Here is a 25,430-nt window from a genome sequence, read left to right as displayed (position 1 = left end):
TCCCCGACGTGCCGGGACTGCCCGCCCCGACCGACCTCCGGGCCGTCGTCGCCGAGCAGACCGACCCGGTGCTGTTCGCGACCGTCTCCGGCGCCCACCTGTACGGCTTCCCCTCCCGCGACTCGGACGTGGACCTGCGGGGCGTCCACGTCCTGCCGCTCCCGGACCTGATCGGGCTGCGCGAACCGGAGGAGACCCGGTCGAGCATGGGGGACCGGGACGGCGTCGAGATGGACCTCGTCACCCACGACGTCCGCAAGTTCGTACGGCTGATGCTGCGGCGCAACGGCTACGTGCTGGAGCAGCTCCTGTCGCCGCTGGTGGTGCACACCACGGACGCGCACGCGGAGCTGGTCTCCCTCGCGCCGGGCGTCCTGACCACCCACCACGCCCACCACTACCGGGGGTTCGCGGGCACGCAGTGGCGGCTGTACGAGCGCAGCGGCGAGCTGAAGCCGCTGCTGTACACCTTCCGGGCGCTGCTCACCGGGATCCACCTCATGCGCGCCGGCGAGGTGCGGGCGCACCTGCCCACGCTGCTCGGAGAGGTGGCCGCACCCGCCTACCTGCCCGAGCTGATCGAGGCCAAGGCGGCGGCGGAACACGGCCCGGCCGGGGAAGCCGTCGGCACCGAGCGGGCACGCGCCGACGTCGAGGCGCTCCACGCGGCCCTCGACGAGGCGCAGGCGGACTCGTCGCTGCCGGACGCGCCCGTCGCCTACGACGCCCTGCACGACTTCGTCGTACGCGTCCGGGTGGCCGGCGGGACGGCGCGCTGACCGCACGCCCAGCCCGGGGCCCGGTTTCGGAGCGGGGTCGGGCGACGGCGCGGGGTCAGGCGACGGCGCGGGCCGCCGAGGCGCGGCGCGTGCGGAAGAGGAAGTCCTCGACGGCCCGGCGGTCCGGCTCGGCGGGGAGCGGGGAGACCGCGTCCGCCGCGTCCGCCTCCGTGGCGAGGCGGTCCATCCACGCCTCCACGCGCGGCCACGGCACCTCGCCGCGCCTGACCGCCAGCAGCCGCTCGCGCTCGCCGCCGACATCGACGACCAGCTCGCCGGTACGCAGCAGGTCGCGGCAGCTCACCAGCAGCCGGACGAGGTGCATGACGTGCTTCCAGCGCGGCGCTCCGTGCCGTCGGACGTCCGCGTCCAGCTTCTTGCGCTGGGCGGTCGCGTACCGGACGAAGGTCCCGTGGGCCTGCCGGGAGAGGAACGCGCCCCGCAGGGCGAGCAGCTCGCGGCCGGTGTCGTCGGCGTGCTCGACGAGCGGGGAGTGCAGGCACTCCAGGACGGTCGGGTTCGCCCGCAGGGCGAGCTCGCAGAAGCGCTCCAGCTCCCAGCTGAACTGCTCCTCAGCCGGGCCCTCTATGTGCGTGGGCGGTTTGTCGAAGCGCCACTGGAGCGGAGTGGGTGCGAGGAACACACCGCGGCGGTCGGTGTCGCTGTCGTCCGTGGCCAGCCCGAAGGCACGCGACCCCATGACGCAGGAGTAGACGGTGTGGTCGCGCACCAGTTCTTCGGGGGTCAGGGGAGTCATGGCCCCCGATCATGCCAGGGAGATCGTGTCCCCCGAGACGGTGATGTCCTCGGCGGGGAGCGGCCGGGTCGCGGGCCCCCGGACGACCGAGCCGTCGGTGATGCGGAACCGGCTGCCGTGGCAGGCGCAGTGGATGGTGCCGTCCTCCACCGCCGCCACGACGCACCGCTGGTGGGTGCAGACCGCCGAGAAGGCCTGGAACTCGCCTGCCTGCGGCTGCGTGACGACGACCTGCTGCTCCTTGAAGACGGTGCCGCCCCCGGACGGGATGTCCGCCGTCGAGGCCAGCCGCTGCCCGGCGGTACGCGCCGGCGAGGAGGCGGGCGACTGCTCCGGGGTCGTGGGGGCGGGGCTGGCGGCGTCATCGCCGCCGCCGTCGCCGCAGCCGGTGAGCAGCGAGGCGGTGGCGGCGGCAGCGGCGGCGGCCGCCAGGACGGTACGGCGGGGGGTGGGGGCTGCGTTCATGCCGGCATCCTGGCGTCCGGCCCCCTCCGGGTGAAGCAGCCGCGCGGGGGCGCCGCCCGTGCTCACACCCGCGGAAACAGGCCCACGGCGCGGCCGTCCGCGTCCCGGCGCACCTGGAGCACCCCGACGACGGCGGCACGGTCGACCGGCCCGTACAGGTGCGGGTACGGCCCTTCCCAGCGGACCTCGACGCCGCCCAGCCGCTCCTCGTCGATGCGCAGCACCAGCAGCGGCTCGGAGACGTCCCGGTAGTGGGCGTCGGCGACGGCGAGCGCCGTCGCCTCGTCGGGCGAGCAGTGCACGAAGCCCTCCGCCGCGAGCGACGCCGGCGCGTACGGGGCCTCCGGCGCGGCGGACCACCGGGAGAGGGGAACGAGGTGAAACAGCATGCGGACATTTCTAGCGGACCGCGGCTGACTAGGCTGCACAGCAGCAGCACACCAGGCCGACGAAGGAGCGGGACGTGGCGGTACGAGCGGTCCGAGGGGCCGTCCAGCTGGAGCGGGACGACGCCGGGCACATGCGGGACCGGGTCGGCGAGCTGCTCACCGCCGTGCTGGACCGCAACGGCCTGACGCCCGACGACCTGATCAGCGTCTGGTTCACCGCCACCTCCGACCTGCACAGCGACTTCCCCGCCGTGGCGGCCCGCGCCCTCGGCATCGTCGACGTGCCGCTGATCTGCGCGCAGGAGCTGGACATCGAGGGCGCCATGCCGCGCGTCGTCCGCGTCCTCGCGCACGTCGAGACCGATCTGCCCAAATCCGCCGTCGCGCACGTCTACCTCGGTGCCGCGGCCGCCCTGCGCAAGGACATCGCCCAGTGAGAACCGCTCTCGTCATCGGAACCGGACTGATCGGCACCTCGGCCGCCCTCGCGCTGACCGGGCGCGGCGTCACCGTCCACCTCGTGGACCACGACCCGGCCCGGGCACGCACCGCCGCGGCCCGCGGCGCCGGTACGGACGAGGCCCCCGCGGGCCCCGTCGACCTCGCGATCGTCGCCGTACCGCCGGCGCACGTCGCGGCCACCCTGGCCGACGCGATGCGCCGCGGACTGGCCCGCGGCTACCTGGACGTCGCCAGCGTCAAGGGCGGGCCCAAGCGGGAGCTGGAGGCGCTGGGTCTGGACCTCGCCGGCTACATCGGCACGCACCCGATGTCCGGCAAGGAGCAGTCGGGGCCGATGGCCGCGACGGCCGACCTCTTCGAAGGGCGCCCCTGGGTGCTGACGCCCACCCGGGACACCGACACCGAGGTGCTGAACCTGGCGCTGGAGCTGGTCGCGCTGTGCCGGGCGGTGCCGGTCGTCATGGACGCCGACGCCCACGACCGGGCGGTCGCCCTCGTCTCGCACACGCCCCAGCTGGTCTCCTCCATGGTCGCCGCGCGGCTCGCGGACGCCGACGAGACGGCCGTACGGCTCTGCGGTCAGGGCATCCGGGACGTGACGCGGATCGCGGCGTCCGACCCGCGCATGTGGGTCGAGATCCTCGCGGCCAACCCCGGGCCGGTCGCCGACGTCCTGGCCGGCGTCGCCGCCGACCTGGAGGAGACGGTCCAGGCGCTGCGGTCGCTGCAGTCCTCCGACGACGACAAGCGGCGCGACGGCGCGACCGGCGTCGAGGGCGTGCTGCGCCGCGGCAACGCGGGCCGCGCCCGGGTGCCCGGCAAGCACGGCGGCGGCCCGGTGGCCTACGAGACGGTGGCGGTCCTGCTCAGCGACCAGCCCGGCGAGCTGGCGCGGATCTTCGCCGACGCGGGCCGGGCGGGCGTGAACATCGAGGACGTCCGCATCGAGCACGCCACCGGCCAGCAGGCCGGTCTGATCCAGCTCCTCGTGGAGCCCGCGGCGGCGACGGCCCTCGCGGCGGCCCTGCGCGAGCGGGGCTGGGCCCTGCGCCCGTGAGCCGGAGCCCCCCGCGCGCCGGGGGGCTCCGGGCCGCGCCCCCGCGATCCCGGGGCGTAGTCCGAACGGGTGCAAGGGGCGGGGGCAGCAGTCGGTAACCTTGTGCAGGGCCCCTTGCCATCCGGCCGGCCCCTCTCCCACGTACCAGGAAGGTGTCCGACACCGTGGAATCCGTGATCGTCGCCATCGACGGGCCCTCCGGCACGGGCAAGTCGAGCACCTCCAAGGCGGTCGCCGCCAAGCTGGGGCTCAGCTACCTGGACACCGGCGCGCAGTACCGGGCGATCACCTGGTGGATGATCAGCAACGGCGTGGACGTCGAGGACGCCGACGCCGTCGCGTCGGCCGCCGGCAAGCCCGTCATCGTCTCCGGGACCGACCCGTCGCACCCGACGATCACCGTCGACGGCGTGGACGCCTCCGGCCCCATCCGCACCCAGGAGGTCACCTCCAAGGTCAGCGCCGTCAGCGCGGTGCCCGAGGTGCGCGCCCTGATCACCGACCTGCAGCGGTCCATCGCCGCCGGCGCGGAGCACGGCATCGTCGTCGAGGGCCGGGACATCGGTACGACCGTCCTCCCGGACGCGGACCTCAAGATCTTCCTGACCGCCTCCCCCGAGGCCCGTGCCGCCCGCCGCTCCGGCGAGCTCCAGGGCGCCGACGTCCACGCCACCCGCGAGGCCCTGATCAAGCGCGACGCGGCGGACTCCAGCCGCAAGACCTCGCCGCTCGCCAAGGCGGACGACGCCGTCGAGGTCGACACCACGGACCTCACCCTCCAGCAGGTCATCGAGTGCGTCGTCACCCTGGTCGAGGAGAAGCGAGCCGCCCCGTGACCCCTCCCTCGGAGAAGGGCGCCGCGATCGGACGGGGGATCGGCATCGGCCTGATGTACGGGCTGTGGAAGCCGCGCGTCCTGGGCGCCTGGCGCGTCCCGTCCTCGGGGCCGGTGATCCTCGCCGTCAACCACGCGCACAACCTCGACGGCCCCATGCTCATGGGCACCGCGCCCCGGCCCGTGCACTTCCTGATCAAGAAGGAGGCCTTCATCGGCCCCCTCGGCCCCTTCCTGGAGAAGATCGGGCAGCTGAAGGTCGACCGCACGGCGCCCGACCGCACCGCCATCACCGGCGCCCTGGACGTGCTGGCCTCCGGCGGTGTGCTCGGCATCTTCCCCGAGGGCACCCGCGGCCAGGGCGACTTCGCCTCGCTGCGCAGCGGCCTCGCGTACTTCGCCGTGCGCAGCGGCGCGCCCATCGTGCCGGTCGCCGTGCTGGGAAGCACCGAACGCCGCGGACGGTTGATAAGGGCGCTGCCCCCGCTGCGCAGCGGCGTGGACGTCGTCTTCGGCGACGCCTTCGAGGCGCAGGAGGGCGGTTCCGGCCCCCGCACCCGCCGGGCGCTGGACGACGCCACCGTACGGATCCAGGAGCGGCTCACCGCCCACCTGGAAAACGCCAGGCGCCTCACCGGGCGCTGAGCGAGACTTGAGTAGCGGATCACTCGATCCGCCGATGATGAACGAGGAACGGACTTCATGAACGACCAGCACGACCACGGGGCACTCGGCGACACCGAGTACGCGGAGTTCATGGAGCTCGCCGCCGAAGAGGGCTTCGACATCGAGGACGTCGAAGGCGCGATCGAGGAGGCCGGGCACGGCCCGCTCCCCGTGCTCGCCGTCGTCGGCCGGCCGAACGTCGGCAAGTCGACCCTGGTGAACCGCATCATCGGCCGCCGCGAGGCCGTCGTCGAGGACAAGCCCGGCGTCACCCGCGACCGCGTCACCTACGAGGCCGAGTGGGCCGGCCGCCGCTTCAAGGTCGTCGACACCGGCGGCTGGGAGCAGGACGTCCTCGGCATCGACGCCTCCGTCGCCGCCCAGGCGGAGTACGCGATCGACGCCGCCGACGCCGTCGTCTTCGTGGTGGACTCCACCGTCGGCGCCACCGACACCGACGAGGCCGTCGTCAAGCTGCTGCGCCGGTCCGGCAAGCCCGTCGTCCTCGCCGCCAACAAGGTCGACGGCCTCTCCGGCGAGGCCGACGCCGCCATGCTGTGGTCGCTGGGCCTGGGCGAGCCGTTCCCGGTCTCCGCGCTGCACGGCCGCGGCACCGGCGACCTGCTGGACGAGGTCCTCAAGGCCCTCCCCGAGGCCCCCGAGCAGACCTTCGGCGCCGCCCTCGGCGGCCCGCGCCGCATCGCGCTGATCGGCCGCCCGAACGTCGGCAAGTCCTCCCTGCTCAACAAGCTCGCGGGCGAGGAGCGGGTCGTCGTCAACGAGATGGCCGGCACCACCCGTGACCCGGTCGACGAGCTGATCGAGCTCGGCGGCATCACCTGGAAGTTCGTGGACACCGCGGGCATCCGCAAGAAGGTCCACCTCCAGGAGGGCGCGGACTACTACGCCTCCCTGCGCACCGCCGCCGCCGTGGAGAAGGCCGAGGTGGCCGTCGTCCTCATCGACACCACCGAGTCGATCTCCGTCCAGGACCAGCGGATCATCACCATGGCGGTCGAGGCCGGCCGCGCGCTGGTCATCGCGTACAACAAGTGGGACGAGCTCGACGAGGAGCGCCGGTACTACCTGGAGCGCGAGATCGAGACCGAGATGCAGCAGGTCGCCTGGGCGCCGCGCGTCAACGTCTCCGCCCGCACCGGCCGCCACATGGACCGGCTCGTCCCGGCCATCGAGACCGCGCTGGAGGGCTGGGAGACCCGCGTCCCCACCGGCCGGCTGAACGCCTTCCTCGGCGAGCTGGTCGCCGCCCACCCGCACCCGATCCGCGGCGGCAAGCAGCCCCGCATCCTCTTCGGCACACAGGCGGGCACCAAGCCGCCCCGGTTCGTGCTCTTCGCCTCCGGCTTCCTGGAGCACGGCTACCGGCGGTTCGTGGAGCGGCGCCTGCGCGAGGAGTTCGGCTTCGAGGGCACCCCGATCCACATCTCCGTCCGGGTGCGCGAGAAGCGCGGCCGGAAGAAGTAGTTCCGCAGCACGGCAGCGGGGGGGGGGGGGGGGGGGGGGGGGGGGGGGGGGGGGGGGGGGCGGCGGCGCGCGGCGGGGGGGGCCCCCCCCGCGCGGCCGCGCGCCCGCCGCGCGCGCGCCCCCGCCCCCCCCCCCCCCCCCCCCCCCCCCCCCCCCCCCCCCCCCCCCCCCCGTTCCCGGTACGGCGCCCCGTGCCCGACTCCGTGCCCGGTTCTCACAGGCCTCTGCGGGCCGGTGGCAGGGCCGCCGGGACGTGGTGGTGCTGCCGCTGCCACGACCCCGTGTGGACCGGTGCCGCGACCGGGTGCTGGGCCGGGTACGCGCCGCCCGGCCGGTGGCCCCCGGCCACGGCGAAGGACTTGAACCCCAGGTCCTCCTCGCCGCTGCGGTCGCCCGGCAGCGTCCGGAACGACCGCAGGTACTCGGAGTACAGCGCGTCGTAGATCGGCGTGGCCGAGACGCCTGACAGGCCGTCCTGCGCCGGGCGCATCGCGGGGATCTGGTGGTACGGCTGGCGGGAGGTCTCGTATGCGTGCACGTAGGTGCCAACGACCTCGCCGCCCGTCGGATGCGGCCTCGGCCTCACGTGCCCGCCAGCGGCAGCGCGGCGGCCACCAGACGCCCGTCGGCCGACGCCTTCTCCAGCGCGTCGCGCAGCAGGTCCTCGCGCGGCTGCTGGCCGATGGAGCCGACCGGGGCGGCGAAGACCAGCACGGTGTGCGACTTGTTCGCCGCGGCCCGCCAGCCCTCCGTCACCTGCAGCGGCTGGTGCGCCTGCCACCAGGCGACGGGGGAGCCGCCGCCGGTGCCGGGCTGGAGGATGGCGTGCAGCTGGCCCATGGCGAGCAGCACGGACCAGCCGGGCAGCGGGCTCGGCTTGCGGTTGACGTCGTTGACCGGCAGGAAGCCCTGCTCCATCAGCAGCGGCAGGAACTCGTCGCCCTGGCCGGTGGAGCCGGGGCGGGCGATGGGGGCCGTCGGTTCGACGACCAGCGCGGGGTGCAGTTCGTTGCCGATCAGTACGAGACCGCTGGTGACGCCGAGGACCGCCTGCTCCCCGGTGGCGGCGACCGGCGTCGCGGCCGGGCCGCCGGGGGCGGGCGGCTGCTCCTGGCCGGTGATGGACCGGACCGCGCCCTGGAGCTGCTCCTCGGCGACCCTGACCACCTGGGAGGGGATGCAGGTGGCGTGGGCGAAGGCCAGGACAGCGGTCTCCTCGCCGACGAACAGCACGGTGCTGGTGCGTTCCTGCTCGGAGTCGCCCGGGGTGCGGCAGGAGGTGCAGTCGTAACTGCCCGGTGCGTTCTCGCCGGCGAGCAGCCGGTCGGCTTCTTCGTCGCCGATCTCGGCGCGTACGTCCTCGCTGACGTCGAGCATGCGCGGCACGGGTGACTCCTCGGACTCGTGTGCGTGTCGTTGCCGGGCGGTTCCCGGCACTTCTTATGAAGAGCTCAACGGGTGACGGGCGGCAGGGGTCACGCGCCGGCCGCCACGCGTCCGACCGGGTGGGGGTTCGCACCCCGCCCCGCGCGGCGGCCCGGCCGGGGGCGGGCCGGTGCCTAGCGTGTGCGGGTGCTGAAGAACCGTTTCTGGCCGTCGGTCCTGGTGTCGTCGGTGCTGCTCCTGCAGGGCGCCGGCGTGGCCGTGGCCGGTCATCATCCGCCGCCCCCCGCCCCCGGGCCGGGCCCGGCGCACACCCTCGCCGACTGCGCCGGCGACCAGTGGCCGTGGGGCTGCGTCGCCCACTGCGAGAGCAGCGGCCGCTGGCACCTGAACACCGGCAACGGCTTCTACGGCGGGCTGCAGTTCCGGCAGTCCACGTGGGAGGCGTACGGCGGGCTGTCCTACGCCCCGCGCGCCGACCTGGCCACCCGTGAGCAGCAGATCCTGGTCGCCGAGGAGGTGCTGCGGTGGCAGGGCTGGGGCGCCTGGCCCACCTGCTCCCAGCGGTACGGGCTGTCCGGCCGCGCCCATGTGGTGCAGCCCGGGGACACGCTGTCGGCCATCGCCGACCGGTTCGGGGTCATGGGCGGCTGGAAGGCGCTGCACAAGGCCAACGAGGCCCTCATCGGGGCGGACCCGAACCGGATCAGCCCCGGGATGATGCTCTCGCTCCCCGTGTGAGCCCTCCCGGCGCCGCGGTCACGCCGGACGCAACCGCTCCTCCGCCGCCTCGCCGCTGAAGCCGACGGTGCCGCGCCGCAGTTCGTGCACGAGCGCGCCGGGCGGCAGACCGGCCGGGAGGCGCTGCTCGGCGAGGACGACCGCGGCGCCGAGTGCGCCCAGGCGCTCGTACGTGCGGGCCGCGGCGGCGGGGGAGAGGCCGAGGGCCGGTTCGTCGACGAGCACCACACGGGCGGGCGCCAGGAGCGCGCGGGAGAGGGCCAGCATCCGTTGCTCGCCTCCGGAGAGCGTGCCGGCGCGGCGCGCGAGCAGCGGGCGCAGCTCCGGGTACGCGTCGAGGGCGGGCGCCGCGTCGCCGCCCCGGGCCGCGAGGCCGAGGTTCTCCGCCACCGTGAGGGTGGGGTGGACGGCGCGCCGGTCCGGTACGAAGCACAGGCCGCGGCGGGCCCGCTCGTGGGCGCGCAGGCGTGTGACGTCGGCGCCCCGCCACAGCACGCGCCCGGCGGCCAGCGGCACCGTCCCCGCGAGGGCGCGCAGCACGGTCGTGCGGCCGGATCCGTTGCGGCCCAGCAGGACGGTCACCGTGGCGGCCGGGACGGGCAGGTCGACGCCGTGCAGCGCCTCCAGGGGGCCGTAGCGCACCCGGGCGGAGCGCAGTGCCATCTCGATGGTCATGACACGATCCGCCCCGCCTCCATGACGTGCACGGTGTCCGCGATGCCCGCGACGAGATCCGGGTCGTGCTCCACGAGCAGTACGGCGGTGCCGTCCGCCGCGAGGGCCCTCAGCACGCGGGCGAGCGCGTCCGTCTCGTCGGCGTCCAGCCCGGCGGAGGGCTCGTCGAGCAGCAGTGTGTGCGGCTGCCCCGCGAGGGCGCGGGCCACCTCCACGCGCCGCAGGGTGCCCGTGGACAGGCCCGCGGCGGGGAGCCGGCGCACCGGGGTCAGCCCGAGGAGCCGCAGCGTGCGCTCGACGTGGTGCGGGTCGCGGGCGCGGCGGGCACGGCCCTGTTCGGCGCCGGTGCGCACGTTCTCCTCGACGGTGAGGGAAGGGAACACGGCGAGCTCCTGGAACGTCCGGGCGATGCCCAGGCGGGTGCGGGCGTGCGCGGGACGCCGGGTGATGTCGGCGCCGTCGAGGGTGACGCGGCCGGACGTGGGGCGCGCGGTGCCGGCCAGGCAGTCGAAGAGCGTGCTCTTGCCGGCGCCGTTCGGCCCCACGAGGGCCGTGAGGCGGCCCGGCGGGACGTGCAGGTCGACGCCGTCGAGGGCGGTTGAGCCGCCGGGGTGGCGGAGGGTGAGGCCGTGGGCGCGCAGCCCCCGGGGCGGCTCGGCCGCGGCCCCCCGCGGTTCCCGCGCGGGTGCGGGCGGGCCCTGGGGGCGCTGCACGCCCTGCCGGGTGGGCGGCTCCGTCCCCCGGGCGCCCGGCGGCCGGGAGGCGTGCGCCCGTGCCCCGGGTCGCCGCGGTGCCCCGGCCGGGGCGGGCCGGCCGGGCGCGGGTTCTCCGGTGGGTGGCGGCTCCATCCGGAGCCGCTCGCCCTCGGCGACCTCGGGGTGCGAGCCGGGTGGAGGTGGCTCCGTGAGTGGCCGCTCGCCCTGCGCGGTGCCGGGGTGCGGGCCGGGTGGGGGTGGTGGTGTGCGGTGCGGTGGGAGTGGCTCGGAGGGGGGTCGCTGGAACGCGACGGCTTCGGCCGGTGCGGGGCGTTTCGCGGGCCGGCGGGGCGGGGCGGACGGCAGCAGGGACGTCAGCGGCGGGACGCGGGACGCCAGGGCGGCCAGCAGACCGATCAGGGCCGCCGCGGCGCCGCCCCGCGCCCCCGCGTCCAGGCCGACCAGGAGGACCGCCGCCAGCAGCGGCGAGAGCAGGCTGTCCGCGCCCAGCACCAGGACCGCAGCGAACCACAGCAGGCCGCGCACCGGGTCGAAGGCCGCCGGGTCGAAGGCGCGCAGGCCCATGCCCAGCAGCCCCCCGCCCAGCGCCGCCAGCGCGGCGCCCGCCACGCAGGCCAGGACCTTGAGCGCGGGCACCGGGACGCCCGACGCCGACGCGCCCGCCTCGTGGTCGCGCAGAGCGGCCAGCGCCCGGCCCGCCCGGCCCCGGCGCAGCGCCGCCACCAGCAGGAGCGCGGCCGAGAGGACCGCCAGCTCCGCGGTGTAGAAGGCCCGGTCCGACGCGAGGGCGGCCGGCCGCGACAGCGACAGGCCCGCCGTCGCGTACGGCTGCGTGAGGACGAAGCGGCTCACGGCCACGCCGACCGCCAGGGTCGCCAGCGCCAGTGCGAGCCCGTGACGGCGGACGGCGGGCCAGCCCGTCAGCAGGCCCAGCGGGGCGACGAGGAGGGCGGCCACCGGCAGCGCGCCGAGCTCCGGCACCCGGGGCAGGCCCGGGAAGCGCCCCGCCGCCAGCAGCGCGGTGAACAGCGCTCCCAGGCCCGCGTAGGCCGCCTGCCCGAGGGAGATCTGGCCGCCGCGGCCGGTGACCACCACCAGGGACAGCAGGATCACCGACAGCGCGGGGACCTGGATCGCGGTGTGCAGGTCCGGGCCCGCGAACACCAGCGGCAGCAGGAACAGCACCCCGGCGACCACCCACACCCCCGGCGGAACCCGGGCCCCCGCCGTCGACGCGCGCGGCAGCGCGTCGCGCGCCCCCACGCCCGGCAGCACCAGCGCGGCGACGAGCAGGGCGACGACGAACAGGTTCGTGGCGACGGCCTGGAGCAGCGGCCCCGCCCATCCGGCCGGGTGGAAGCGGGTCAGCTGGGCCTGGCCCACCCCGATCGCCAGCGCGGTCAGCACCGCCACCGGCAGGCTCCGCATGCGGGCCGCCACCGCCACCGCGACGACCTCGACGACCAGCAGCGGCAGCCCGTACGGGTCGAGCCGTACGTACGGGGCGAGCAGCACACCCGTCAGCCCCGCCGTGAACGACCCGAACGCCCAGCCCACCGCCGCCATCCGGTCGGCGTCGATGCCGCCCAGCGCGGCCAGCGCGCGGTTGTCCACCACCGCGCGCAGCTCCCGCCCCGGCCGCGTCCAGCGGGTGGCGGCCCCCACCGCGACCGCCAGCAGCACGGCCGCCGACAGGTGCAGCCACGGGTCGTCCCCCAGCAGCACCGGTGCGTCGTCCCGCGCCCCGCCGCCCCACAGCAGGGCCGCGGCCCCGACGAGGAGCACGAACACACCGATGGAGGCCACCAGCGTCGTCGCGGGGTCCGACCCGAGCACCGCCGCCGGTCGGAACACCACCCGGTCCAGGGCCAGCCCGATACCGGGAGCGAACAGCAGCACCGTCACGCAGGCGGCGAGCGGCAGCGGCCAGCCCCACTCGACCACCAGCTGGCGCAGCACGTACGCGCAGACCATCGCGACGGCGCCGTGCGCCAGGTTGAGCACCCCCGTGGCCCGGTAGGTGACGATCAGGCCGATGCCGGTCAGGGCCGCCGCGCTGCCCACGGCGAGACCGGACAGCACGAGCTCGTACGTCAGCGAGGACACGCGTCAGCTCTCGGGCTCGCAGACCGGGCAGGGATCCAGGCGCGCGCCCCCCGCCGGTACCGCGTCCGCCCTGCCCGCCACCAGCGGGCAGTCCGGGCGGTGCGCCAGTGTCCCGCCCGGGACCCGCAGGGGCGGGGCGCCGGATACGGGGCGCGCGGGCACGGCCGGGGGCTGCGCCGGGCCCGCGCCGTCCGCCTCCGGGGGCGGGCGCCGCGCCGGAGCCGCGCCGAGCAGCACCGCGCCCGCCACGACCAGGGCCGCCCCCGGCACGGTGCACGACGCCAGGTAGGGCAGCTGCCGCTCCGCGAAGCGCTCGCCCGACACCCCGTACCAGCCGGCCGCGCACAGCACCGCGCCCGCGGCGGCGGCCACGATCCCGCCCCACCACAGCAGTCGCGATGTGGGCATCCCGGCCTCCGCTGGCGATACAGGGCAATTCCTTGCACTATGCCCAATAAGGCCAAAAAAGGCACAGACCCCGGAACCCGGTGGTGAGCCAGATGGTCCACGAGAGTCTCCGTACGCATCGGCGCACAGCGGCGCTGGCCGCCGCGGGGGTCCTGCTCGTCGTACCGGCCGCCGCGGCGTGCGGCGGCGGCAACGGCAACGGCCAGTCGGAGAGCTCGCCCACGGCGACCGCCACCGTGCCGCAGGCCACGGACCGGCCGGCCGACGCGGCCGCGGCCCGCCAGCAGATCGAGAAGAACTGGACGGCGTTCTTCGACCCCGCCACACCGGTCGACCGGAAGGCCGAACTGCTGGAGAACGGCGACCGGATACGGCCGGTGCTCCAGGCGTTCGCCGCCGACCCGCAGGCCGCGCGGACGTCGGTGAAGGTCCAGGACGTCACCTTCACCGCGGCCGACCGGGCCGACGTCACCTACGACGTGCTCGTCGGCGGCAGCCCCGCCCTGCCCGGCGCCAAGGGCACCGCCGTGCACCACGAGGGCACCTGGAAGGTGTCCGTCAACACGCTCTGCGCCCTCGTCCGGCTCAGCCCCGATGCGACCGCCGTGCCGGGTTGCTGAAGCCCTCCTGATGGCGGCGCTCCTGGTGCTGAGCGCCGCCTGCGGCAGCCGCCTGCCGGAGAGCGCCTCCGACGTGCGGCGCACCCCGCCCGCCGCGACCGCGGCCGGCCCGCCGATCCGCGTCGGCATCATCGCCAGCGCCACCAGCCCCGTGGGCGGCGCCGCCTTCACCGGGCCCCGGGACGGCGCGCAGGCGTACTTCGACGCCCTCAACGCGCGCGGCGGCATCGACGGCCGCCGCGTGGAGGTCATCACCTGCGACGACGGCGGCAGCGGCGTGGGCAACGACGCGTGCGTGCACGAACTCCTCGACGAGGACAAGGTCTTCGCGCTCGTCGCCACCACCGCCTTCGCCTACGCGGGCGCCCCGCGCGTCGCCGCCGCCGGCGTCCCCGACATCGGCGGCCAGCCCCTCGGCCCGGCGTACGACACCTATCCGCACCTGTACGGCATCTACGGCAGCTCCGCCCCGCGCGAGGGCGGCAAGCCCGGCTGGAACGGCGTCCTGTACGGCGGCACCGAGGTGTACCGCTGGTTCAAGCGCGAGCTCGGCGCCCGCACCGCCGCCGTCGTCGCGTACAACCAGGCGTCCTCCGCCGCCTACGCCCGGCACGTCCGGCGCGGCCTGGAGGCCGAGGGCTACCGGGTCGTCGCCGAGCAGGTCGACTTCGCGCTGCCCAACTACCGGGCCGTCGCCGCCGACCTGCGTGAACAGGGCGTGGACGTCGTCTTCGACGCCCTCGACACCCACGGCAACGCCCGCCTGTGCGCGGCCATGGACGCCGTCGGGCTGCGGGTGGCCGCCAAGGTCACCAACGTGCAGAACTGGAACCAGACCGTGCCGCGCGACTTCGAGGACGCCCCGCACTGCCGCAACGCCCTCTGGGTGACCGGCGCCAGCCGCAACCACGACGAGACCTCCCACCCGGCCGTACGCGAGTTCCGCGACGCCATGAGGGGCAGGCCGCTGTCCCAGTGGGCGCTGGAGGGCTGGGCCGCCGCCATGTGGTTCACGGATGCCGCCGCCTCCTGCACCGCGCCGGGCCTCACGCGCGCGTGCGTCGAGCGCTTCCTCGACCGGCCAAAGCCGTACACCGCCCGCGGACTGCTCCTGCCCGTCACCTTCGAGCGGCTCCCCGAACCGCCGAGGACGAGCCGCACCTGCCTCTCCGTCGCCCGCTGGCAGGACGGCCGCGGGTGGGTCACCCGGGGCGGCGACATGACCACCAACTGCGCCACCGTGCCACAGCTCGGCTACCGGCCCTGAAGGCCCGCCGTCCCGGAAGGCAAGTACAGTCCACCCTTGACGACCATCGACACATCGGACACCTGTCGGACCAGGATCCAGGGGGACGCGGCGAACGCGATGCACATCTCATTTCTGCTCCACAACGCGTACGGCATCGGCGGCACGATCCGCACGACGTTCAACCTCGCCGCGGCCCTCGCCGAACGGCACGAGGTCGAGATCGTGTCCGTCTTCCGCCACCGCGAGGAGCCGACCCTCGGCGCCCCCGCCGGCGTGACCATGAAGCACCTGGTCGACCTGCGCAGGAACAGCCCCTCGTACGACGGCGACCACCCCGACTACAAGAAGCCCGCCAGGGTCTTCCCGCGCGGTGACGGACGCTGGAAGCAGTACAGCCGCCTGACCGACGCCCGCATCGCCGCGCACCTGAAGACCCTTCAGGCCGATGTCGTCGTCGGCACCCGCCCCGGCCTCAACGTGCACATCGCCCGCCAGGCCCGCCGCGGCGCGGTCCGCGTCGGCCAGGAACACCTGACGCTGGACAGCCACGGCTACCGGCTGCGCCGCGAGATCGGCCACCGGTACGCGCTCCTCGACGCGATCACCACCGTCACCGAGGCCGACGCCCGCTCCTACCGGAGCAGGCTCAGGCTGCCCGGCGTCCGCATCGACGCCGTGCCCAACAGCGTCCCCGCGCCGCGCGTCGAGCCCGCCGACTCCACCGCCAAGTGGGTGATCGCCGCCGGCCGGCTGACCCGGGTCAAGCGCTACGACCTGCTGGTCGAGGCGTTCGCGAAGGTGGCCGCCACCCGGCCCGACTGGCGGCTGCGGATCTACGGCTCCGGCGACGCGACGGGCAACGAGAAGAACGCGCTGCGCGCCCTCATCGAGGAGCGCGGCCTGCACAACCACGTCTTCCTGATGGGCCCGGCCAACCCGCTGGAGCCCGAGTGGGTCAAGGGCTCCATCGCGGCCGTCACCTCCCGCCTCGAAGCGTTCGGGATGACCATCGTCGAGGCGATGCGCTGCGGCCTGCCCGTGGTCTCCACGGACTGCCCGCACGGGCCGGGCGAGATCATCGAGGACGGCGTCGACGGACGGCTCGTACCCGTCGGCGACGTGGACGCGATCGCCGGCGCGCTGCTCGGCCTGATCCAGGACGACGACCTGCGGCGCCGCACCGGGCGGGCGGCGCTCGCCGCGTCGCAGCGCTTCGACCCCGTCCGGATCGCCGAGCGCCACGAGGCGATCTTCGCCGAGCTGGTCGCGCAGGGGACCAACGGCCGCTCCCGCAGCCGGGTCCGCGACACCCTGCACCGCACCCGCGGCGCGCTCCTCGACGCCGCGTACACGGCGCGCTACAAGGCCGCCGACGTGCTCCGGAAGGGAAAGTCCGCATGACCGACGCCACGACCCCGGCCCCCGCGCCCGGCACGCCGCCCCGTGCGGACTGCGTCGCGGACGCCGCCGGCGGCCTCACCTTCGACGTGGCGGTCCACGAGGCCACCGCGCCCGTCCTCGTCCTCGGACGGCGCGGCGGCACGGGCGGGCCGGCGGACGAGGCCCGGCTGCCGCTCACCCCGGCCGGCGAGGGCCGGGCGCGCGCCGTGCTGCCCAGCACCATGGAGCTGGCCGAGGGCCGCTGGGACCTGTTCCTGGACGAGCGGGCCGTCGAGCCCGGCATCCGGGACGTGCGGTCCCTCGTCGACCGGGTCCCCGACGAGCACGGACCCCTGGCCGTCCGCATCCCCTACCCCACGGCCGACGGGCGGCTCGCCGTGCGCAGCTGGCTGCGCGCCGTGCACGCCGAGGCCGGCGACATCGGCCTCGGGGACGGGACCTGCACCGTCGAGGGCGTGCTGTACGGGGCCGAGCTCGGGCCCGGGGCGGTCGCCGAGGCCCGGCTGGGCGACCGGGTCCACCAGGTGCCCGCCGACGGCGGGAAGGGGCGCTTCACCTTCACCCTCCCGTACGACGACCTCGCCCGGACGCCGCCGCCCGCCGGCAAGCAGCACCTGTGGGAACTGTGGCTGCGCCCCGGCGAGGACGCCGGACCGGTGCGGATCTCCCGCCTCCTGGACGACATCTGGGACCGCAAGAGCATCCACGTCTACCCGGTGCAGCGGCGCGAGGGCTACCGGGCCGCGCCCTGCTACACGACCGACAACGACCTCTGCGTCCGGCTGACCGCGTAACCGCCCGTCGGCCCCTGCGGCCCCCGGCCCCTCCGGCCGTCGCTCTCTCCGCTCCCTCCCCCCCCTCGCGGACCGGACCTGTCCGCAACCGGTGGCAGACTCGCCGCATGGTCGAGACCTCCGCACGACTCCTGCGCCTGCTGTCCCTGCTCCAGGCCCATCGCGAATGGTCCGGCGCCGACCTCGCCGAGCGGCTCGGCGTCACCGCGCGCACCGTGCGCCGGGACGTCGACCGGCTGCGCGGGCTGGGCTACCCCGTCCACGCCGCCCCCGGCACCGGCGGCGGCTACCAGCTGGGCGCCGGAGCGTCGCTGCCCCCGCTGCTCCTGGAGGACGACGAGGCGGTCGCGGTCGCCGTCGGGCTGCGCACCGCGGCGGGCGGCGGCATCGAGGGCGTCGGCGAGACCTCCGTACGCGCCCTGGCCAAGCTGGAGCAGGTGCTGCCCGACCGGCTGCGCCGGCGCGTCGGCGCCCTGACCGCCTACACCGTGCCCATGCTGCGCACGCCCGAGACCGCGGTGGACCCGGCGGTCCTCACCGAGCTGGCCCACGCCTGCCGGGACAGCGAACGGCTCCGCTTCGAGTACCGCGACCACAACGGCTCCGCCACGCGCCGCACCGCCGAGCCGCACCGCCTGGTGTGCACGGAGCGCCGCTGGTACCTGGTGGCGTGGGACGTGGACCGAGCGGACTGGCGTACGTTCCGGGTGGACCGCGTCGTGCCGAAGCCGCCCCACGGGCCGCGCTTCGTGCCCCGCGACCCGCCCGCCGAGGACCTGGCCGCCTACGTCTCGCAGGGGGTGTCCACGGCGGCGTACGCGGCGAGAGCGGTGATCCGGCTGCACGCCCCCGCTGCCGAGGCCGCCCGGGTCGTCGGCCCCTCCGACGGCGTGCTGGAGCCCGAGAGTGCCACCACCTGCCTGCTGCACACGGGCGCCGCGAGCCTGGATGTCCTCGTGATCCACGTGGTGTTGATGGGGCTGGAGTTCGAGGTGATCGAGCCGCCCGCGCTCGACGACCGCATCGGAGCGGTTCGCGACCGCCTCTCCCGGGCTTTGGACCGGTCCGGACGGCCCGCCGGAACACCGGACGACGGCGGGCCCGGCGGCCCGTGACGCCCGGTGCGCCGTCAACGCGGCGCGGTTCCCGGGCGGGGTGGCCGGTGTGTGAATTCGGTGCGGGAACGGTGGATTTCCCCCGCCCTTTCGATTTCCGTGCCGATGTGCCGAAAGGCACATCGGCGGTTCATCGCAATTACGCCGCGTGCCCGGCGCGGCAGCGCGTGCAATTCGGCGGGTACGGGTAATGGCACGGCCCGGAAGGGCGGCGAATTCCCTTCAAACGCCTGTCGTCATCCTGTGACGGAAGTGTGACCGGTGAGGTACAGGGGGCCGGTGGGTACCAGGAGCCCCGCGCTTCCGTCACTGTGCGCCGCCGCCTACGGTGAAGGGCATGGCATCCCTTCCGACCCCTCCCGCACAGCCCGACGACACCCCCGAGGCGTACGTGGGCCTCGACGAGCGCGACGCCGAGCAGGTGGCCCGCTCCCGCGGCTGGACCACGGTGCGCTCGCTCCCGCCCGGCGCGATCATCACCATGGAGTACGTGGCCGGCCGCATCAACTTCGAGGTGGACGACCACACCGTCACCCGCTGCTGGGTCGGCTGACGCCGCCCACGCGAAAGGCCCCGGCCGAGAAGCCGGGGCCTTCGTCATGGACAGGGGCGGGGCTCAGCCGCCCGTGAGCCGCCCGTCGTACGGCCGCGCGTGCGGCGGCCGCCGGCTGCCCGCCGGGGTGACCGGCGTCCGCTCCGAGCGGACCACCGCGTGCGGCCGCGGCTGCGTGAGCGTGGCGCGCACGTTCCCCGTACGGCCGCCCGTCGCGGCCGCTCCGGTCCCCGCGCCCACGGGCTCGCCCACCGGCTCGGCCGGCACCGGTTCGGCGGCCGGCCCGGCCTCCGGGGCGGGCGCCCCGCGCTGCGCGTATATGGCCGGCCGCGGCCCGCCCACCGCCACGGGCACCGGAGCCACCCGGCGCCGGCGCGCCCACAGGGCGTCGCGGGCACCCAGGATCATCGCCTCGGCGCGCGCGATCACCGGCTCGCACCAGGGCAGCCCCAGCAGGATCAGCAGACCGGCGGCCCAGCCCAGCAGCACATCGCTCAGCCAGTGCGTACCGAGGTAGACGGTGGTCAGTCCGACGCCGAGGGCGACCACGGCCGACAGGGCCGACAGATAGCGGCGCGCCCGCGGGGTGGTGGCCAGATAGGAGAGGATTCCCCAGGTCACCACCGCGTTGGCGGTGTGTCCGGAAGGAAATATATCGCCGCCCGCGAACAGCTCGGCCGAGCCGATCTGTGTCGCGTAATGGGGCCCGAGCCTGCCGAGGCCGATCTTGACCGCGCCCACCGTGACGTTCAGCAGCAGCAGCGCGGCGCCGAGCACCAGCAGCGGCCGCAGCGTGTGCTGGCGCCACGAGCGCCAGCCCAGCCAGGCCGCCACCATCACGGCCGTCGGTCCGCGCTGGCCCAGCACCACGAAGTAGTCGAGCGTCGCGTGCACTTCCGGCCACTGCTGATACGGCCGGAAGAGCATGACCTTCCAGTCGAGGGTCACCAGCCAGGACGAGACGAGCACGGCCACCACGATCGCCCCGTAGAACGCCGACGTCCCGCCGAAGAGGGCGAGACGGGTGCGGCTCATCCGCGGGATCTCAATCTTCGGCGGTTCCGGCTCCCGGTCCAGCCGGGCGAAGATGTCGGTACGCACCCAATCGACGTTACAGCGAGTGAGTGCCGGCCCAGGCGCATCCGGTCTCTTTGTGATGACGATGTGATGTGGAGTGTGTCTCAGTCACCTGCTTATTCGCTGCTTATCCATAAAGCCCGAGCGGCTCGGGTCCTATTACCGCCGGACCCGCCGGCGGAAGTGTGTTTGTCCGACCCGGAAAACACCCGGGGAGCAGCTCGGCCGGAATTCTTCCCTCCGCGCCGCTCGCGCCGGAGTGGCGTACGCCACACTCCCGCGCCCGCCCGCGTGAGAGGTGGACCACGCGCCCCCGCCGTGAACTCGCGTACGCTGACGGCTCACTCGCCCGTCGATGCCGGGCCGCCGGAGGACGTCCCTCCCTCCGGTCAGTGCCCACCGAGCGCGAGGGATCCATCTGTGGGAGGTACGTACATGTCCGGGACGACCACGGCCGCAGCACGACTGCGTGCCGCATCCGGCGGTGCCAACCGCTGGGTCGTCCTCTTCGTCCTCTGCGTCAGCCTGCTGCTCGTCGCGCTCGACGCGACGGTGCTGCACGTCGCCGTTCCCGCCGTCACCGAGGACCTGCGCCCCAGCTCCACGGCGCTGCTGTGGATCGTGGACGCGTATCCGCTGGTGTGCGCCTCGCTGCTGATCCTCTTCGGCACGCTCGGCGACCGGCTCGGCCGGCGCAGAGTCCTGCTCGCCGGGTACGCGCTGTTCGGCGTGGCGTCCGCGGTCGCCGCGTTCGCCGACACCCCCGGTGTGCTGATCGCCGCGCGCGCCCTGCTGGGCGTCGGCGGCGCCATGATCATGCCGGCGACGCTGTCGATCCTCCGCGCGGTCTTCCCCGACCGGCGGGAGCGGGCCACCGCCATCGGCATCTGGACCGCCGTCGCCGCCGTCGGCGCCGCGACCGGGCCCGTCCTCGGCGGTTTCCTGCTCGAGCACTTCTGGTGGGGCTCGGTCTTCCTGATCAACATCCCGCTGATGGCGGTGATACTGCCGGCCGGCCGGTGGCTGCTGCCCGAGTCCCGCGGCAGCGGAGAGGGCCCGTGGGACGTCCTCGGCGCCCTCATGGCGGCGGCCGGCGTGATGGGGATGGTGCTGGGCGTGAAGCGGCTCGGCGCCGGGGACGACTCCCCGCTGAGCCCGGCGACGGTCGGTCCCCTGCTGGTCGGCGCCGCCCTGCTGGTGCTGTTCGTACGGCGGCAGCGCCGGCGGCCGCACCCGCTGATCGACATGCGGATGTTCGCCCGCGCCGCCTTCACCACGTCCGTCGGCTGCATCGTGCTCGCGATGCTGGCGCTGGTCGGCCTGGAGCTGATCGCCGTCCAGTACCTCCAGCTCGTGCTGGAATTGAGCCCGGTCGAGACGGGCCTGCGGCTGCTGCCGCTGACCTTCGCCGCGATGGCCGCCGGCGCCACCGGCTCGTACACGCTGCGCCGCGTCGGGCCGCGCCGGATGGTCGGCTGGGGCTTCGTGCTCACGGCCGGCGCGGTGCTGCTGCTGGTGCTCATGGGCCACCACGACCGCCCGCTGCTGCTCACCACCGGTTTCGTCCTGCTCGGCTTCGGTCTGCAGACCACGCTGTTCGGGGCGTACGAGTCGATGCTCAGCGAGGCCCCGGCGCACAGCGCGGGCGGCGCGGCGGCGATCGGCGAGACCTCCTACCAGCTGGGCGCGGGCATGGGCATCGCGCTGCTCGGCAGCGTCATGAACGCCGCCTACGCCCCCGGCCTCACCTCCGTCGCGGGCGTGCCCGCGTCCGCCGGCTCGGCCGCGGCGAACTCGCTGGGGGAGGCGTACCAGGTGGCGGCCCAGCTCGGCGGGCCCGCGGGGGAGGCCCTGCGGACGGCCGCGCGGCACTCCTTCGTCCACGGTCTGCACGTCACGCTCGTCGTCAGCGCGGCCCTGCTGCTGGCGGGCGGCCTGATGGCGCTGCGCCTCCCCCGGGTCATGGAGTGCCAGCCGGACGCCGACGCCCGGCTCGGTGGCGCGGACGCCCCCCCGCAGGCGCCGGCCGCGGCGCAGCCGGCCCGGGAGCCGGAGCCGCGCACCGCCGCCCCGGGCGGCGTGCCGGGGGCGCGGGCCGCCCGCCCGGAGTCCCGGCGCGAGACCTGCGGCACCGGGCCGGAAGCCCACGTCCCCGCGCGCCGCGCGCCGGTGGAGTCGGCCCGGACGGGGCGTACGGCACACTGAGTGCCGGGCGCCCCCCCGCCCGGCCGGGGTGGCGCACGCCGCGCCCGGACGGTCTGGACGTGCGGGACGGTGCGTCGTAACGTTCGGCGGCGAGCGTAACTAACACCGCTAGTTTTAGTGGCCGCCCGGAGGTCCCCGCCATGTCCGCATCAGCGAAGCTCCCGCCCTTCGACCCCAGCGACCCCCTCGGCATCGACGACCTCCTCTCGCCGGAGGACCTCGCGGTCCGCGACACCGTCCGGAGCTGGGCCGCCGACCGGGTGCTGCCGCACATCGCCGAGTGGTACGAGAAGGGCGAGCTGCCCGGCATCCGCGAGCTCGCCCGCGAGCTCGGCTCGATCGGCGCCCTCGGCATGTCCCTGGAGGGGTACGGCTGCGCCGGCGCGAGCGCCGTCCAGTACGGGCTCGCCTGCCTGGAGCTGGAGGCCGCCGACTCCGGCATCCGCTCCCTCGTCTCCGTGCAGGGCTCGCTGGCCATGTACGCGATCCACCGGTTCGGCTCGGAGGAGCAGAAGCAGCGCTGGCTGCCGTCCATGGCGGCGGGCGACACCATCGGCTGCTTCGGTCTGACCGAGCCCGACATCGGCTCGGACCCGGCCGCGATGCGGACGTACGCCAAGAAGGACGGTGGCGACTGGGTGCTCAACGGCCGCAAGATGTGGATCACCAACGGCTCGGTGGCGGGGGTCGCCGTCGTCTGGGCGCAGACCGACGAGGGCATCCGCGGCTTCGCCGTACCGACCGACAGCGACGGATTCTCGGCGCCCGAGATCAAGCACAAGTGGTCGCTGCGCGCCAGCGTCACCAGCGAGCTCGTCATGGACGACGTCCGGCTCCCGGCCGACGCCGTGCTGCCGGGCGTCACCGGGCTCAAGGGGCCGCTCAGCTGCCTGTCGCACGCGCGGTACGGGATCGTCTGGGGTGCCATGGGCGCCGCGCGCTCGTCGTTCGAGGCGGCGCTGGCGTACGCGCGGAGCCGCGAGCAGTTCGGCCGCCCCATCGGGGGCTTCCAGCTGACCCAGGCCAAGCTCGCGGACATGGCGGTGGAGCTGCACAAGGGGATCCTGCTCGCCCACCACCTCGGGCGGCGGCTGGATGCGGGAAGGCTGCGCCCCGAGCAGGTCAGCTTCGGCAAGCTGAACAACGTACGGGAGGCGATCGAGATCTGCCGCACCTCGCGCACCATCCTCGGCGCGAACGGGATCTCCCTCGAATACCCCGTGATGCGGCACGCCACCAACCTCGAGTCGGTGCTCACCTACGAGGGCACCGTCGAGATGCACCAGCTCGTGCTGGGCAAGGCGCTCACCGGACTCGACGCCTTCCGGTGAGCCGTCGGACGACCGGTCCGCGGTGAGCGGCCCTCCCCTCAGCTCTGGTTGAAGAAGCCGTCCTCGGTGCGCGACCCGGCCTCCCCGTTGACGATCTCCGTGTTCGCGGGCGTCAGCAGGAAGACACGGGTCGCCACGCGCTCGATCGACCCGCGCAGGCCGAAGGTCAGCCCGGCGGCGAAGTCGACGACGCGCTTGGCGTCGGCGGGTTCCATGGAGGTGAGGTTCATGATGACGGGGACGCCGTCCCGGAAGAGCTCGCCGATCGCCCGGGCGTCCCGGAAGCCGTCCGGGGAGACCGTGGCGATCCGGCGGCCCTCCTCCTCGGCGGTCTCGGAGGCCACCCGCACCCGCGGGTCGGTCACCCAGGCGTCGCCACGGTCGCTCTCGGCGTACTCGTCGTCGTCGTAGTAACGATCGTCGTTGTCCTCGACGAGACCCAGCCATGCACTCGCCTTGCGCACCGATCCCATGGACGCCTCCTTTCATCGCGGTCACTTGTGGTTCCGCTATCCCTATGGTCGACCATCATGCGGATCGTGCGCCAAGTGGATAGTCGCCGCGCAGGCGATTCGTGACGGTACTGGTGCAGAAGATGTGGCGATTCGTCAAGATTCAGCAGGCGTAAGGCACCTGAAGGAGGGGTTCCGCAACTCATATATGACATTCGGGCCGGATGGGTGAGCGGGCGGACGTACGGGTGAACTGATCCGGCCGATACGATGCCCGCCGCACAGTCGAACGACACTCGGGGGAGCGGGGGAAGCACGTGTTCGGAATCGTCAGGCCCTGTACGCACAGGCTCACGGACGGGCTCAAGACGGAGTGGATGGCTCACCTCTGCGGGCTCTGCCTCGCCCTGCGGGCGGACCACGGGCAGTTCGCCCGGATCGCCACCAACTACGACGGGCTCATCGTCTCGGTGCTGACGGAGGCTCAGACGGAGCGCACGCCGGCCGCGCGCCGCACGGCAGGGCCTTGCCCCCTGCGCGCCATGCGGACCGCGCCGGTGGCCCGCGGCGAGGGCGCCCGGCTGGCCGCCGCCGTCTCACTGGTCCTCGCGTCCGCGAAGATGCGCGACCACGTCGCCGACCGGGACGGGCTGCTGGCGCGCCGTCCGATGGCCGCTGCCGCGCGGCGCGTCGCCCGCGGCTGGGACCGGGCGGGCGCACGGGCCGGGCGCGAGCTGGGCTTCGACACCGCCCTCCTGGTCGACGCGGTGGACCGGCAGACCGGGATCGAGGCGCTGGCCGGCCCCGGGACGCCGCTGCTGACCGTCACCGAGCCGACCGAGACGGCCACCGCGGCCGCCTTCGCGCACACCGCGGTGCTGGCCGGCAAGCCGCAGAACACCGAGCCGCTCGCGGAGGCCGGCCGGCTCTTCGGACGGCTCGCGCACCTGCTGGACGCCGTGGAGGACCGCGAAGCCGACGCCGCGTCAGGCGCCTGGAACCCGCTCACCGCCACCGGGACCTCGCTCGCCGAGGCGCGGCGGCTCGCGGACGACGCGCTGCACGGCATCCGGCTGGCGCTGCGGGACGCGGAGTTCGCCGACGACAAGCTGCTGCACGTGCTGCTGGCGCACGAGCTGCGCCAGGCCGTGGACCGGGCGTTCGGCACGGCCGGCTGCTCGCACCAGGGGTACGGCGGCGGCCCCCAGCAGGGCGGCCCCCAGGGCCCGTACGGCGCGCCCGGCCCCTACGGCGGGCAGAACCCGTACGGGCAGAACCCGTACGGCGGGCAGAACCCGTACGGCGGCCACCCCGGCGGGCCGCACGCCGGTGGCCCCGGCGGATACGGCGGCCCGGGCGGGGGCGGCGGGTCCGGCGGCGGCATGCCGCCCTTCGGCGGGCCCGGCCAGCAGCCCTCCCGGCCCGGCAAGCGCGGCTTCTGGGCCGGCTGCGCGGCCTTCACCTGGCTCTTCTGCACCTGCCAGATCTGCTGCGCCAGCGAGTACGAGGGGCCGTGGTCCCGCAAGAAGCGCGAGGGCTGCTGCCGCAGCTGCGACTGCGGGCCCAACTGCGACTGCTGCTGCCCCTGTGACGGCTGCTGACCGGTGAACCGCGGGGCCGCCGCACGAGCGGCGCCCCCCGGTCGGCACCTGCCGGCTCTCCGCCACCCGGAAGGGCGAATCCCGGCCGTTCCGTGCCGGCACCGGAAG

Annotated in this window: 26 protein-coding genes; 16 read left to right on the top strand and 10 right to left on the bottom strand. The window is 75.0% G+C overall.

Features of this window, described 5'->3' with window-relative positions:
• Positions 1-17 precede the first annotated feature (17 nt).
• Complete coding sequence (locus tag ACIA79_RS16005; protein WP_399428893.1) at positions 18-779, top strand: DNA polymerase beta superfamily protein; 762 nt, start codon at positions 18-20, stop codon at positions 777-779.
• A gap of 55 nt (positions 780-834) precedes the next feature.
• Here the strand turns inward: ACIA79_RS16005 and ACIA79_RS16000 are convergent, their stop codons facing one another.
• The 3 genes from ACIA79_RS16000 to ACIA79_RS15990 all read right to left on the bottom strand — a co-directional run bounded on the left by ACIA79_RS16000 (position 835) and on the right by ACIA79_RS15990 (position 2,390).
• A complete protein-coding gene (locus tag ACIA79_RS16000) occupies positions 835-1,536 on the bottom strand; it encodes a DNA polymerase beta superfamily protein (protein WP_399428852.1) in 702 nt (233 codons plus the stop codon).
• 9 nt (positions 1,537-1,545) lie between these two features.
• Positions 1,546-2,001 carry a Rieske (2Fe-2S) protein gene (locus tag ACIA79_RS15995; RefSeq protein ID WP_399428851.1) on the bottom strand — a complete coding sequence of 152 codons (456 nt, stop codon included), beginning with the start codon at positions 1,999-2,001 and terminating at the stop codon, positions 1,546-1,548.
• Positions 2,002-2,063: 62 nt separating this feature from the next.
• Positions 2,064-2,390 carry a DUF952 domain-containing protein gene (locus ACIA79_RS15990; protein WP_399428850.1) on the bottom strand — a complete coding sequence of 109 codons (327 nt, stop codon included), beginning with the start codon at positions 2,388-2,390 and terminating at the stop codon, positions 2,064-2,066.
• A 74-nt stretch (positions 2,391-2,464) separates the two neighbouring features.
• Between ACIA79_RS15990 and aroH the strand changes: the two genes are divergently transcribed.
• From aroH to der, 5 genes are all read left to right on the top strand, one after another.
• Complete coding sequence (aroH, locus tag ACIA79_RS15985) at positions 2,465-2,827, top strand: chorismate mutase (protein WP_399428849.1); 363 nt, start codon at positions 2,465-2,467, stop codon at positions 2,825-2,827.
• Positions 2,824-3,909: a prephenate dehydrogenase gene (locus ACIA79_RS15980; protein ID WP_399428848.1), complete on the top strand. Its 1,086-nt coding sequence runs from the start codon at positions 2,824-2,826 to the stop codon at positions 3,907-3,909. Before aroH ends, ACIA79_RS15980 begins: the two co-directional genes overlap by 4 nt.
• 173 nt (positions 3,910-4,082) lie before the next feature.
• Entirely contained in the window at positions 4,083-4,745 is a 663-nt protein-coding gene (gene cmk / locus ACIA79_RS15975) for a (d)CMP kinase (RefSeq protein WP_399428892.1), read from the top strand.
• Positions 4,703-5,389: a lysophospholipid acyltransferase family protein gene (locus ACIA79_RS15970; protein ID WP_399428847.1), complete on the top strand. Its 687-nt coding sequence runs from the start codon at positions 4,703-4,705 to the stop codon at positions 5,387-5,389. Before cmk ends, ACIA79_RS15970 begins: the two co-directional genes overlap by 43 nt.
• A gap of 57 nt (positions 5,390-5,446) precedes the next feature.
• Positions 5,447-6,895 carry a ribosome biogenesis GTPase Der gene (der, locus tag ACIA79_RS15965; protein WP_399428846.1) on the top strand — a complete coding sequence of 483 codons (1,449 nt, stop codon included), beginning with the start codon at positions 5,447-5,449 and terminating at the stop codon, positions 6,893-6,895.
• Between the two features lie 214 nt (positions 6,896-7,109).
• Here the strand turns inward: der and ACIA79_RS15960 are convergent, their stop codons facing one another.
• Together ACIA79_RS15960 and ACIA79_RS15955 are read right to left on the bottom strand one after the other, a co-directional pair.
• Positions 7,110-7,433 (bottom strand): hypothetical protein, encoded by a 324-nt coding sequence (locus tag ACIA79_RS15960; RefSeq protein WP_399428845.1) that lies wholly within the window; start codon positions 7,431-7,433, stop codon positions 7,110-7,112.
• Positions 7,434-7,477: 44 nt separating this feature from the next.
• Positions 7,478-8,281 carry a hypothetical protein gene (locus tag ACIA79_RS15955; RefSeq protein ID WP_399428844.1) on the bottom strand — a complete coding sequence of 268 codons (804 nt, stop codon included), beginning with the start codon at positions 8,279-8,281 and terminating at the stop codon, positions 7,478-7,480.
• A 186-nt stretch (positions 8,282-8,467) separates the two neighbouring features.
• Here ACIA79_RS15955 and ACIA79_RS15950 point away from each other — a divergent pair, with 186 nt between their 5' ends.
• Positions 8,468-9,019 (top strand): transglycosylase family protein, encoded by a 552-nt coding sequence (locus ACIA79_RS15950; RefSeq protein ID WP_399428843.1) that lies wholly within the window; start codon positions 8,468-8,470, stop codon positions 9,017-9,019.
• Between the two features lie 18 nt (positions 9,020-9,037).
• On the opposite strand, the gene ACIA79_RS15945 is transcribed toward ACIA79_RS15950, so the two are convergent.
• From ACIA79_RS15945 to ACIA79_RS15935, 3 genes are read right to left on the bottom strand one after another with little or no spacing between them, the layout of a single operon-like run.
• Positions 9,038-9,694: an ABC transporter ATP-binding protein gene (locus ACIA79_RS15945; RefSeq protein WP_399428842.1), complete on the bottom strand. Its 657-nt coding sequence runs from the start codon at positions 9,692-9,694 to the stop codon at positions 9,038-9,040.
• Positions 9,691-12,516, bottom strand: coding sequence for an ATP-binding cassette domain-containing protein (locus tag ACIA79_RS15940; RefSeq protein ID WP_399428841.1), 2,826 nt, complete (start codon positions 12,514-12,516; stop codon positions 9,691-9,693). Before ACIA79_RS15940 ends, ACIA79_RS15945 begins: the two co-directional genes overlap by 4 nt.
• Positions 12,517-12,519: 3 nt before the next feature.
• Positions 12,520-12,924 (bottom strand): hypothetical protein, encoded by a 405-nt coding sequence (locus tag ACIA79_RS15935; RefSeq protein ID WP_399428840.1) that lies wholly within the window; start codon positions 12,922-12,924, stop codon positions 12,520-12,522.
• Between the two features lie 92 nt (positions 12,925-13,016).
• Here ACIA79_RS15935 and ACIA79_RS15930 point away from each other — a divergent pair, with 92 nt between their 5' ends.
• The 6 genes from ACIA79_RS15930 (at position 13,017) to ACIA79_RS15905 (ending at position 18,656) form a co-directional block, all read left to right on the top strand.
• On the top strand, positions 13,017-13,544 hold the full coding sequence (locus ACIA79_RS15930; RefSeq protein WP_399428839.1) for a hypothetical protein: 528 nt from the start codon (positions 13,017-13,019) through the stop codon (positions 13,542-13,544).
• Between the two features lie 10 nt (positions 13,545-13,554).
• Complete coding sequence (locus ACIA79_RS15925; RefSeq protein ID WP_399428838.1) at positions 13,555-14,811, top strand: ABC transporter substrate-binding protein; 1,257 nt, start codon at positions 13,555-13,557, stop codon at positions 14,809-14,811.
• Between the two features lie 99 nt (positions 14,812-14,910).
• A complete protein-coding gene (locus tag ACIA79_RS15920; RefSeq protein WP_399428891.1) occupies positions 14,911-16,194 on the top strand; it encodes a glycosyltransferase family 4 protein in 1,284 nt (427 codons plus the stop codon).
• Positions 16,191-16,988, top strand: coding sequence for a hypothetical protein (locus ACIA79_RS15915; RefSeq protein WP_399428837.1), 798 nt, complete (start codon positions 16,191-16,193; stop codon positions 16,986-16,988). Before ACIA79_RS15920 ends, ACIA79_RS15915 begins: the two co-directional genes overlap by 4 nt.
• Positions 16,989-17,095: 107 nt before the next feature.
• Positions 17,096-18,103: a helix-turn-helix transcriptional regulator gene (locus ACIA79_RS15910; protein WP_399428836.1), complete on the top strand. Its 1,008-nt coding sequence runs from the start codon at positions 17,096-17,098 to the stop codon at positions 18,101-18,103.
• A gap of 337 nt (positions 18,104-18,440) precedes the next feature.
• Complete coding sequence (locus ACIA79_RS15905) at positions 18,441-18,656, top strand: I78 family peptidase inhibitor (RefSeq protein ID WP_399428835.1); 216 nt, start codon at positions 18,441-18,443, stop codon at positions 18,654-18,656.
• Between the two features lie 63 nt (positions 18,657-18,719).
• On the opposite strand, the gene ACIA79_RS15900 is transcribed toward ACIA79_RS15905, so the two are convergent.
• A complete protein-coding gene (locus ACIA79_RS15900) occupies positions 18,720-19,757 on the bottom strand; it encodes a phosphatase PAP2 family protein (RefSeq protein ID WP_399428834.1) in 1,038 nt (345 codons plus the stop codon).
• Between the two features lie 411 nt (positions 19,758-20,168).
• Between ACIA79_RS15900 and ACIA79_RS15895 the strand changes: the two genes are divergently transcribed.
• Entirely contained in the window at positions 20,169-21,938 is a 1,770-nt protein-coding gene (locus tag ACIA79_RS15895) for an MFS transporter (protein ID WP_399428833.1), read from the top strand.
• A gap of 140 nt (positions 21,939-22,078) precedes the next feature.
• Positions 22,079-23,269 carry an acyl-CoA dehydrogenase family protein gene (locus tag ACIA79_RS15890; RefSeq protein ID WP_399428832.1) on the top strand — a complete coding sequence of 397 codons (1,191 nt, stop codon included), beginning with the start codon at positions 22,079-22,081 and terminating at the stop codon, positions 23,267-23,269.
• Positions 23,270-23,307: 38 nt separating this feature from the next.
• On the opposite strand, the gene ACIA79_RS15885 is transcribed toward ACIA79_RS15890, so the two are convergent.
• A complete protein-coding gene (locus ACIA79_RS15885; protein WP_399428830.1) occupies positions 23,308-23,742 on the bottom strand; it encodes a cell division protein SepF in 435 nt (144 codons plus the stop codon).
• 296 nt (positions 23,743-24,038) lie between these two features.
• On the opposite strand from ACIA79_RS15885, the gene ACIA79_RS15880 reads away from it, so the two are divergent.
• A complete protein-coding gene (locus ACIA79_RS15880; RefSeq protein WP_399428829.1) occupies positions 24,039-25,322 on the top strand; it encodes a DUF5685 family protein in 1,284 nt (427 codons plus the stop codon).
• The last annotated feature ends 108 nt before the right edge of the window (positions 25,323-25,430 follow it).

It is taken from the genome of Streptomyces sp. NPDC051310, from assembly GCF_044455245.1.
GTDB lineage: Bacteria > Actinomycetota > Actinomycetes > Streptomycetales > Streptomycetaceae > Streptomyces.
This window is presented reverse-complemented; position numbering and strand designations above follow the sequence as displayed.